At 49.9% G+C, this 9,460-nt stretch carries 8 protein-coding genes and 2 tRNA genes; 5 read left to right on the plus strand and 5 right to left on the minus strand.

Annotation, left to right across the window (positions count from 1 at the left end):
- The first annotated feature begins 320 nt into the window (after positions 1-320).
- From JW814_00360 to JW814_00380, 5 genes are all read left to right on the plus strand, one after another.
- Positions 321-1,322: a DUF362 domain-containing protein gene (locus JW814_00360; protein MBN2069880.1), complete on the plus strand. Its 1,002-nt coding sequence runs from the start codon at positions 321-323 to the stop codon at positions 1,320-1,322.
- A gap of 17 nt (positions 1,323-1,339) precedes the next feature.
- On the plus strand, positions 1,340-3,328 hold the full coding sequence (locus JW814_00365) for a Na+/H+ antiporter NhaC family protein (GenBank protein MBN2069881.1): 1,989 nt from the start codon (positions 1,340-1,342) through the stop codon (positions 3,326-3,328).
- 7 nt (positions 3,329-3,335) lie between these two features.
- Complete coding sequence (locus tag JW814_00370) at positions 3,336-4,652, plus strand: MATE family efflux transporter (protein MBN2069882.1); 1,317 nt, start codon at positions 3,336-3,338, stop codon at positions 4,650-4,652.
- A gap of 116 nt (positions 4,653-4,768) precedes the next feature.
- Complete coding sequence (locus JW814_00375) at positions 4,769-5,050, plus strand: helix-turn-helix transcriptional regulator (protein ID MBN2069883.1); 282 nt, start codon at positions 4,769-4,771, stop codon at positions 5,048-5,050.
- Positions 5,051-5,232: 182 nt separating this feature from the next.
- Positions 5,233-5,433 (plus strand): zinc ribbon domain-containing protein, encoded by a 201-nt coding sequence (locus tag JW814_00380; protein MBN2069884.1) that lies wholly within the window; start codon positions 5,233-5,235, stop codon positions 5,431-5,433.
- A gap of 114 nt (positions 5,434-5,547) precedes the next feature.
- On the opposite strand, the gene JW814_00385 is transcribed toward JW814_00380, so the two are convergent.
- From JW814_00385 to ilvC, 5 genes are all read right to left on the minus strand, one after another.
- A tRNA-Glu gene (locus tag JW814_00385) sits at positions 5,548-5,622 on the minus strand.
- A gap of 9 nt (positions 5,623-5,631) precedes the next feature.
- Positions 5,632-5,705 (minus strand) — tRNA-Gln (locus tag JW814_00390).
- A gap of 60 nt (positions 5,706-5,765) precedes the next feature.
- Positions 5,766-7,331, minus strand: coding sequence for a glutamate--tRNA ligase (locus JW814_00395; GenBank protein ID MBN2069885.1), 1,566 nt, complete (start codon positions 7,329-7,331; stop codon positions 5,766-5,768).
- Positions 7,318-8,274 (minus strand): hypothetical protein, encoded by a 957-nt coding sequence (locus tag JW814_00400; protein ID MBN2069886.1) that lies wholly within the window; start codon positions 8,272-8,274, stop codon positions 7,318-7,320. The genes JW814_00395 and JW814_00400 overlap by 14 nt, the downstream gene beginning before the upstream one ends.
- Positions 8,275-8,298: 24 nt before the next feature.
- Positions 8,299-9,282: a ketol-acid reductoisomerase gene (gene ilvC / locus JW814_00405; protein ID MBN2069887.1), complete on the minus strand. Its 984-nt coding sequence runs from the start codon at positions 9,280-9,282 to the stop codon at positions 8,299-8,301.
- Positions 9,283-9,460 lie beyond the last annotated feature (178 nt).

A 9,460-nucleotide genomic window follows, 5' to 3' on the forward strand; every position in this document is an offset into this window, starting at 1 on the left:
CTTTGGTTTTGGCTTTCTTTTTGGCTTTAGCCTTTGTAGCCATCTTGCCCACCCCTTTGAAAAAGTTGAAAGCCCGCCATCGAACATTTTAGCTTTCACGTTTCAACTATTAGACAACTGATGTAAAAATAATGAAAGCAAACATATGATAGGGACATCATATTCACTTACAAAAAAAAGTGTCAAGAAATATTTATCATCAAACGCAAATAATAAATATTTTTCTTTCATCCTTCGCACGAATTGACATGCTGGTTTTCCACTGATATAGTCTTCGAAAATCAATTTGTCGGCCCGGAATATTTCAAGACAAAAACAAAATGAAAAACCAGACTCGATTTTTTAAGAAAGAAAAGCCTCTTTTCCGTTTTCTCAGGAACCGGATAAAAGAAACTTTTCGGGAACAGGCAGCCGTTGCGGTCAAGCTCCATATGGGAGAACCCGGTAACCGTCACTATATAAAAGCGGCGTTCGCGCAAGAGATAACAAACCTTCTCGTCGCCTCTGGATTAAAGCCCGTCCTCTTTGACACACCTGTCGTCTATTCAAGCCCGAGAAACAGCGTCGCGGGATATATGGAAGCCGCCGCCACACATGGATACTCGGAGAAATTACTGGGAGTGCCTGTGATCATTTCGGATGAAAGCAGAAACCTCACAGGATCCCTTGGCAGGTACCAGGCCGCTTCGATCCCTCTTGACGCTGACGGCGTTATTCTGCTTACACACTTCAAAGGACATATCTGCTCTGGAGCCGGTGGCGCGATAAAGAATGTCGGGATGGGCTGCATGTCAAAAAGTACGAAAGGGGATATTCATGGTGGAGGAGAACCGGTTTACACGAGCGGCTGCACCGGATGCGGGAACTGCGCTGAAAACTGCCCGACGGAAAATATCAGGATCGACGATTCACGGCCATGGTTCGACGCGACCTGGTGTTCAGGATGCAGCAACTGTATTATTTCCTGTCCTCAATCATGTCTCTCCCCGGTGAAGGATCTTTTCGACAATCTTCTCTCTGACGCGGCCGTAACGGCTCACCGAGAATATAAGAAAGTCCTGGCGATCAATATTATGCGGGAGATCACTCAGCTATGCGACTGCATGGCAGACGCGGGCCCCGTAGTCACTGGCGATATCGGTTACGTCTGCGCGGACGATATGCTTTCCGCCGATATAGCATCGATGAGAATCCTTGCCGAGCATACCGGTGAGGAGGATATTTTCCAAAGGTATAACAAAGTTTCTTCATGGGGACATATCAAAGCTGCGGCAAAATTCATGAACAGAGACCTCGAGATCAGTATAGAAAAAGAAGACTGAAAGGGATATCCAAAAGAATGAAGATCCATCCTGATTTAAAAGCACGTAGGCGTCTGTCGATATGCACGGTTGTCCTGATCCTGATGATCTCCACGATCATTGTCGCTTCTCCCCGGGTCTTCTCCAGAGAACAGTCGGGGAGAGACATCGATGCTGTCGTTCTGAAAGGTATTCCATGGAAATGGCATCCCTCCGAAGACCTCCTGAATTCGCTCGATTCGGATGACGGCACTGCTGCTCTTTTCATCGATGAAGCCTTCATCGAAAATGTAAAGATAGACAGCCTCTCTTACGCGGGAATCATACTCGCCTTTGAAAAAGCGGGGATAAAACAAGTGAGGCTTGTCAGTGGGGACAGCGAAATAACGGGATACTTCAGATCGATTAGCGGCCTTCTCGCCATTCTTCCCCCGATCATCGCGATAGTCTTCGCCCTGGTATTCAAACAGGTCGTCATCGCCCTTTTATCAGGGGTCTGGCTCGGGTCGCTTGTATTCACCGGCTATCATCCGATAGGGTCGATCATGAGGATTGTTGATCATTATGTTATAAATACTCTCGCCGGCACAGCCGAGGGGATCGATCACATGTCGATAGTGATCTTTACTCTGCTTCTTGGAGGCATGGTAGGCATAACCTCGCGGATGGGCGGGATGCAGGGAATAGTACGGACTATATCGAAACTGGCCACGAACCCAAGACGCGGCCAGCTGACCGTATGGCTGATGGGCGTGATAATATTTTTTGATGACTACACGAACACTCTTATCGTTGGTAACTCGACCCGGCCTCTGACTGACAGGCTGCGGATATCGCGCGAAAAACTCTCATATATAGTCGACTCGACAGCCGCACCGATAACCTCACTAGCGGTCATCACCAGCTGGATAGGTTTCCAGATATCGCTTATCAACCAGTCATTCACCGCGATGCAGATCGACCGAAACCCTCTTGCCACTTTCGTCTCCTCTCTGCCATACAGCATCTATCCTATCCTCGCGATACTCTTCGTGCTATTCATCATACTCTCTGGAAGGGATTATTCACTGATGCTGAAGGCTGAACGAAGAGCCAGAACGACGGGAAAAGTCAACAGCGACAGCGCAGTCCCCCTTTCCTCCATCGATTCGGAGAAGATAGCGCTTGCCGACGGAGTAACTCCAAGGATCGTAAACGGTATAATCCCCATTTCGGCAGTTATAATCGTTACGTTCATAGGCCTGCTTATCACAGGCCGCGATTCTCTCAGGAGTTCCGGAGTGGATTCGTACACGATCCTGGAAATGCTCAAGGAATCGAACTCGTTTGTGGCGATCCTTTGGAGTTCATTTACAGGTTGTATCATAGCGGCGGCAATGGCTCTGAGCCAGAGGCTTCTCTCCCTGACAGAAACCGTCTCCGCCTGGGTAGACGGCATCAAATCGATGGTAATGGCTTTCATCATCCTCATACTGGCATGGTGCATCGGTAGCGTCTGTGTCGAGCTTCATACCGCCGACTATCTCGTCCATCACCTGGCGAGTTTCCTTTCCCCCGATTTTCTTCCGATGATCATCTTTCTGCTTGCGATGGGTATCTCTTTTTCGACCGGGACATCCTGGGGCACGATGTCGATCCTTACGCCAATCGTGATTCCTCTGGTGTACGGAACAGCCAGTGCGTCCGGACTGGACGCTGCCTCGACAGAACCAATACTTCTGGCGTCGATCGCCGCGATACTGTCAGGAGCTGTATTCGGTGATCATTGCTCTCCCATCTCCGATACTACAATAATGTCTTCGATGGCTTCGGGGGCAGATCATATAGATCATGTGCGGACCCAGCTTCCATACGCCCTTACCGTTGGCGCGATCGCTCTTGTCGGGGGATACCTGCCCGTGGCGCTGGGAGTACCTGTCCTGCTATCGCTGGCCCTGTCGATCCTGTCCATGGCCGCGGTACTGAGGATATTCGGCAGGACCGTCCAGGCGGGAAATGATTCGAATACAAGTAATGACCTCAATTAATACGAGAATGATCAGAGAAATAATCAGCATGTCGATTCCGGTCATGATCGGAATGGTCTCTCACACCGTTCTTAATATGGTCGATACTGCCATGGTCGGAAGGCTTGGAGTAGTGCAGCTTGCCGCGGTCGGCCTGGCATCTTTCTTCACTCTGGTCATGGTCCTTATCTTCGGTTCTCTGAATATCGGGACGCAGGCGATCACTGCCAGGCGCGTGGGCGAAGAGAGGACGGAAGAATTCCCCCGGATCGCGTACAACTCTATTCTGCTCGCTCTGGGAGCCGGCGCTCTGATATCGATCGCGGGCCATAATCTCTCCGGATGGATATTCTCGGTAATATCAGACGATGCAGACGTCATCTCTATCGGGACTCCATACCTTTCGATAAGGTTCACCGGAATGTTCGCGATGATAGTGATATTCACGCTGAAAGGGTTCGTCATCGGGCTGGGGCGGGTCAGGATCGATATGATCGTCTCTGTCATAATCAACCTTCTGAATATATTTCTTAACTACTGCCTTATCTTCGGACATTGTCTCATGCCGAGGCTTGAGGTCAGGGGGGCGGCGATCGCCTCCGTAATATCAACATTGATCGGACTGGTGATATATCTGCTCTTTGTTCATTTCCGAATCCTCCGAAATATGCCCCGGGTGAGATTCCTCAGGATTCTCTCACCTGAACTTATGGGACAGATAGTCAGGATATCCGCTCCAAGGGCTGTCCAGAGTTTCTCGGTCCTGGGATTCATAGTCTTCCTCAGTTTCATCGGACAGATCGGAGTAAGCGAACTGGCGATAAGCAATATCATCTTCAAAGCGTTCAATCTGTCATTCATGCTTGGAATGGCAGTTGGCACAGCCTCGGCAACGCTCGTCGGAAAAAGCCTCGGCGGCGGCGACTCAAAAGAGGCCGTCAGGTACGGATGGTACTCCGCCGGAACCGGTGCTGTCGTAATGGGGATCATCGGCACGCTATTCATGTTCTTTCCCCGCCAGATAATGGGCATCTTCAGCAATTCGAGAGAAACTGTCGAAAAGGGAGTAGTCCCGTTCCAGATACTCGGAGCGATGCAGTTCATTGATGGCGTCGGTATAGTTCTGTCGAGGACCTTGCAGGGAGTGGGATGTACGGTCTACGTGATGATCTCGGAGACGATATGCGTCTGGGCAATAATGATACCGGGGTCATGGATCGCCGTGTCGCTACTGCGCGGCGGATTGCTCGCAGCCTGGAGCAGCCTCTATATCTATGTCCTGTGTTTTGCCTCATTCATGGCCTGGAAGTTTTACGAGGGCAGCTGGAAAAAAATAAAAATATAGAACTTCTAACTTGACTTCATATGCTTATATGCGTATATATGTATACTATGAAAGCAGCGGATTCAAATAAGAGGAAGGCATTACCATTTACAAGGATCGCCCGTCGGTTGAAGGCGATGGCCGAACCTTCGCGCCTTTCGATAATGCAGAAGCTCTGCGACAGGGAGATGAACGTAACTGAACTGGTCGATTCGACAGGATTCAGCCAGGCGAACGTCTCGAAACATCTGCGTATACTAAGGACTGAGGAACTTGTCGATTACAGAAGAGAGAATAAAAAGATTTACTATAGTCTGAAAAACGATATGCCACGGGAAGTATGCAACATTATCTGCCGCTCTCTTGAAGATGAACTTTCTTCCGAAGCGAAGATACTCAAGAAATACTGGAGAAGCTGAAATGAACGACCTGTTGGGAATATTGCTCTTTTTCGCGGCCTGGATCCTTGTAATGAAGTTCATCCTGCCGAAAATCGGAGTTCCGACCTGAATGGGTGAAGTATGCGATGCCGGGGACCGGCATGAAGAGAAAAAACCAGCGGTAAATGACAAAAGCAGAACTGAAGACCCGGGAGAAAAGAATGCCGATATTTGAATATAAATGCTCCGATTGTGAGAAAGAATTCGAGGAACTCGTGATCTCGGACAGGACGAGTGTAAATTGCCCCTCCTGTGGATCGGGCAGAATAGAGAAACTCTTTTCCGCTTTCTCCGGAGGCTCCAGCGCCGGTGGAAATCCATCCGGTAGCCAGTCAGGCGGAGGGTGTGGATCGTTTGGCTGAAGCCCGTTCTGATCAGGCGGCGGTCTGCCGCTCAAAGATCCCCGCGCGAAATACAGCGTTTTGCCGGCCAGAAAAAGACCCGGAAGAGAACCTCTATTCCGGGTCAAATTTATCTGGTAGCCCCTAGGGGAGTCGAACCCCTGATTCATGGCTGAGAACCATGCGTCCTGACCACTAGACTAAGGGGCCAGAAATATCTGGCTGGAGAGGGAGGACTCGAACCCCCATCGGCTGATCCAGAGTCAGCTGTCCTACCGTTGGACGACTCTCCAAGAATATGGGGTAACTTACATTATTCGAAAAAGAAAAGCAATAGACTTTCTGAAAAAACTTTACCGTGTTTTGCCAGATACCTTCCTGAGCCTTTCACACGCTTTTTTCTTGCCCAGAAAGAGTATTACCCAGAAAATATCAGGAGAAACCGCCTGCCCGGTAAGGGCTACGCGGCATGGATGAATGATATCTCCAGCCTCTATTTCCAGCCTGTCGGCGAGCGACCTGATAGTCTCCTCCACCGCGTTGAGGTCGAAATACTTCAGATTTTCCAGTTCATCGGCAAGAAGCGCCAGCCTCTTTCCTGTTTCTTCGCCATTGAGGTATTTCCCGACGGCATTTTCATCGATGCTGAATTCATCCTGATAAAAATACCTCAACATCCCCGGTATATCCTTGAGGAGTTTTAACCTGTTCCCGAAAACCTTGATTATCAGCAACAATCTCTGGAATTCTTTCTTGTCAAAGACCTTCTCCTCATCCGAGATCCCGGTCGTAAGAGGTTCAGTGCCCGGAACGAGTTCAAGCTCTACCGGTTTTGTCAGGTCCACGTTAAAAGCGGGTGGAAGCACCTTTTCCTCTTCCAGCGCTCTGTAGGCCAGAACCGCCTTCTGTACAAGAGGCATCTTCTTGAAATGTTCTGAATTGATGTATTCCATTCTCGAATTGTCGAATATAGCCGGGTTTTTCGATACTTTTTTAAGGGAGAAAGCCTTAACGAGTGATTTTCTTTCAAACAATTCCCGTTTTCCGTCGAAAGACCATCCCAGAAGGGCGAGATAGTTGTTCATCGCGTCGGGAAGATAATGTTTTTCACTGTAGAAATCTATCGAAGTAGCTCCATGCCTCTTGCTGAGCCTTGTCTTGTCCTCGCCAAGAATCATCGGAAGATGGGCAAATACGGGCAACCTGTAACCGAGGGCTTTATATAAGTGTACCTGCCTAGGCGTGTTCGAAATATGATCATCGCCCCTGATCACATGTGATATCTTCATCCTCGCGTCATCTACCACGACTGCGAAATTATACGTCGGCTTTCCGTCCGACCTTATAAGAATAAAATCATCGAGGTCGGAATTTGAGAACTCGAACTCTCCCCTCACTACATCCCTGAAGATAACATTGCCTTCATCCGGCATTTTGAACCTTGTGACATGACTTTCACCCTTCTCTATCCTGGAGGCAGCTTCGTCAGGTGAGATACTCCTGCATTTTCGATCATATTTCGTGTCGAGCTTCCTTATCGCGGCTTCTTTCTTCTTTTCCTCGAGTTCTCCAGGCGTACAGAAGCAATAATACGCCATACCGTTTTCATATAGCTTTCGGGCGTCCGAATGATAGAATACCCCCCGCGCCGATTGAAGGTAGGGACCGAATTCACCGCCGATATCGGGGCCTTCGTCCCAGTAGAGTCCGAGCCATTTCAACCCTCTCAGTATCCCCTCATACGATTCCTCCGTCGAACGCAAAGCGTCCGTATCCTCGATCCTCAGCACGAACTTCCCACCGGTCTTTCTCGCGTACAACCAGTTATATAGAGCTGTCCTCGCGCCGCCGACGTGAAGATGGCCGGTCGGGCTGGGAGCGAATCTTACCCTGATCTCCTTTTCATCACCTGTGTTCATTTTTATCTTTCCTGTCGACCATCATCCCCTCGGGAAGTTCGCCTATATAGTAGGTGAAATCCTTTTTCAGCCTGACCTTTTCCACCAACGCTTCGTAATCGATTCCAAAGACCCCCTCTGAAGCTTCATCGAGACTCTCTCCCCGTCCCAGCCTGGCCGCGAATGATACAATATCTTCGAACGAATGACTCTTCAGAAGGTTTTCTACCATCGTGTAGGCGATGAAAAAAGAGATCCGCGTTATCGCCTTGTCATCGGCGATCTCGAGATAGTCCTCCAGTTTATCTACCGTAGGATTGAACCCGAGCATCTGTTTATTGAACTCGAAAGCCTGCAACTGGAGGATCGGCCTCTCGTTGGCGATGGTGGAAGCAGTTCCTTCCCTCATCCAGAGCGGCAGTCTTCCAGCCGATATATTCTTCAGCGCCATTTGAGATATCTTCTGCAGGATCGCTATTTCCGCGAACGTTCTCTTCGTGACAAAATCATATCGCTTCAGCATCACGTCGAGAGGCTCTAGATACAGAGTGTCACCCTGCATTACTCCGTAGTACCACCACTCTTTCCGGGTTAGGAATTTATATTCCGACATATCCTTCGCGCCAACAACCACGATGCGGCCTTTCGCTGGACGGCCGATCCTTTCACGCGCGATATCATAAGCAGTCTGAACGAGCCCGAAATTCCTGACGGCTATATAGCGGCCGATCTCGGATGCCGGATACTGCAGTTCGATATCGTTGTTTGCCATCACACCGCCTCTTATGGGATGATAATCATCCCTGACAAGATTATATCCCGCTATAGGAGCCAGAAGCGAATCAGGGATGCGGAAATCATCTCCGGCCATTTTCTTCTCGTCTGATTTTTCCGAGCAGCCCGCGCCGATCACCATCGCCAGGGCCAACGCGGCTAAAACCTTCCTGCCTGCGATTCTATTCATTCTGCGCACCATCCTTATTATCGATCAGTCACCACTTCCATAAAGTCTTCTTACCGTCTTTCCCGTCTTTTCTATTAACAGTTCCGCCTCTTTACGACGCAGATCTTCCAGCGCTTCGGGGTGCCGGGATGATTTCTCAAGCCAGTCCCTGGCAAACTCACCCTTCTCTATCATCTCGAACAATTCTTCCATCGATGATACGACCTCGTCAGAAATCAACTTCTCACCGTACTTCAGACCTCCGTACGCCGCTGTTCCGCTTATCACTTCCCTCATCCCGGCGAAACCTCTCTCTGAAAAGAGGTCGACTATGATCTTGAGTTCCTCGAAACACTCGAAATAGGCGACCTCAGGGCTGAATCCGCGCCGTATCAGAAGATCGTACGCCGCCTTTACCAGACCGGTGACTCCACCGCAAAGGACTGCCTGCTCCCCGAAGATATCGCTTACCGCTTCCTCCCGGAACGACGTCTGAAATCCACCTACCCTGAGACAGCCAAGGGCCGACGCGATTGCCAGGGCTCTTGCCTGAGCCTCTCCCGACACATCATTGGCCACACCGACCAGGCAGGCCACTCCCGAGCCCTGCAGGTATGCTTTTCTCAATCTTTCGCCCTGTCCCTTGGGCGCGACGAGGACCAGATCGAAGTTTCCCGGTCCTATCTCTCCAAAGGCGACGGCGAATCCATGAGCGAATGATATCGTAGCGCCCTCGCTGATATTTCCGGCGATCAATTCCCCGTATATCTTACCCTGCAGCTCGTCCGGGAGAAGGAACATGAGGATATCGGCGACCCGCGCCCCCTCTTCGAGACCAACCGGAGAAAAACCGTCATCGAGAGCTTTTCTCCAGCCACCTCTCCCTTCCCTTGCCGAAACGACAACGTCAACGCCACTGTCGCGCAGATTGAGGGCCTGCGGACGGCCCTGGTTGCCATACCCCATTACGACTACCCTTTTATTTCGCAGGATTGAAGGGGAAGAATCCTTTTCAGTATACAGTTTCATCTTCATCTCTTTTCTCGGACTTCCAAGTATCTATAACAGACATGACTTATACAGGCAAGCGGATTGTAGAAACCACTTGACAACCCCCGTTTTTTTTATACTATTCCCTGAGTGTGGCGGTGTAGCTCAGTTGGTTAGAGCAGCGGAATCATAATCCGCGTGTCCGGGGTTCAAATCC

The organism is Candidatus Krumholzibacteriota bacterium (assembly GCA_016932415.1).
GTDB lineage: Bacteria > Krumholzibacteriota > Krumholzibacteriia > Krumholzibacteriales > Krumholzibacteriaceae > Krumholzibacterium.